Origin of the sequence: Mesorhizobium sp. M7A.T.Ca.US.000.02.2.1, from assembly GCF_003996995.1 — a bacterium.
In the GTDB taxonomy this organism is placed as follows: Bacteria; Pseudomonadota; Alphaproteobacteria; order Rhizobiales; family Rhizobiaceae; genus Mesorhizobium.
The window spans coordinates 1-894 of sequence record NZ_RZTT01000818.1; the positions used below are offsets into that span (position 1 = coordinate 1).

An 894-nucleotide genomic window follows, 5' to 3' on the forward strand; every position below is an offset into this window, starting at 1 on the left:
ATTGTCCACCATCTGCAGTTCGTTCGGCCGCAGGCCCGCCTCACGCAGACACGCAGTGAACAGGCTTATGGCGTGGATCGGCTGGCGCAGGTCATGGCTCGCTTGTGCCAGAAACCGCGATTTGGACAGGCTCGCTTCCTGTGCCGCCTCGTAGGCGCGATGCAGCCGCGCCAGCAGCAGGTAGATATACATAGGGACCAGCAACGCGGTACAGAACAGCGTCAACACCATGTATGGATTGGCACGCCAGTAGTCGCTGTAATAGGTCACGACGCCGATGGACAGCAGGGCCATCACCGTCGATCCGCGCAGGTAAAGCCCGCCATACCGGAGACCGTTTCCGACCGTCACCCACACCACGATCGCGAACACAGGCACGAGCGGGGCCCCGCCGACGATCATTCCGAGCGTCATCGATCCGTAGTCGTGGGTGATTGTCAGCGCTCGGCGCCAATGGTTGACGCCTGGGCGTCGGATCACCCAGCCCAAAATCGTGAAAGAGAACGGGATATAGAAGGCGTAGACAGCGAAAAGCCATTTCGCCTCAGCCGGTGTCGCCGACGACGCTGCCATGGGCAGGATATACATTCCGAGCGCCAGGACGATCACGACCCGGACTATGGCTTGTGAGCGCTCTGTATCGAAATCTCCCGGATTTCGCAGGCCAAATAGTTGCCCGAGACCATTGGCCAATCGGTACTCCATTTCACTCAATAATTTCATGCGGCGTTTCCCCCTCGCATGGTCAATTTTTTGTTAACCGAGAGGTCTCACGCAGCAGGGGTGACCTGCCATTAGCACAAATGTGCTACGGAAAAGAAGTGCGCAGCCGTCCATAAGTCGTCCACGGCCGGCGCGGTGCGCCGCCCCCAGCCCCGGAGACCTCAATATCGG

At 59.4% G+C, this 894-nt stretch carries 1 protein-coding gene; it reads right to left on the bottom strand.

All coding sequences use genetic code 11. The features are described from left to right. A partial coding sequence (locus EOD15_RS34870) for a histidine kinase dimerization/phospho-acceptor domain-containing protein (RefSeq protein ID WP_281035606.1) occupies positions 1-723 on the bottom strand: 723 nt, incomplete at its 3' end. Between the last annotated feature and the right edge of the window lie 171 nt (positions 724-894).